This is a genomic window from Vallitalea sediminicola (genome assembly GCF_054408565.1).
The window spans coordinates 1-239 of record NZ_BTPT01000214.1 but is presented as its reverse complement, the minus strand read 5'-3'; the positions used below and the strand labels follow the sequence as shown (position 1 = coordinate 239).

The window sequence follows — 239 nt, the reverse complement described above, 5'->3', positions numbered from 1 at the left end:
CATTTAATAAATCAGCTACTTGTTCTGGATCTTTCTCAATTGCTTCTTTTAATTTATTTGTTTTAGCAGCATATAGTGGATCATCTCCATCTCCATCAATATGTAAAAGACCTTTCTCAGTATAATTTCCTGTTACAATTCCTAAATCAGATAAAAATCGATATTCAAGACCTGATGTATCCACCCCACTACTACTTCCAACAATACTTCTCATGGAATCTACTAAACTAGTTAGAATA

1 protein-coding gene is annotated in these 239 nt (G+C 31.8%); it reads right to left on the bottom strand.

The genetic code is table 11. The features are described from left to right. Positions 1–239 (bottom strand): hypothetical protein (locus ACX6CF_RS26465; RefSeq protein WP_458788374.1); only part of this gene is annotated, 239 nt, incomplete at both ends.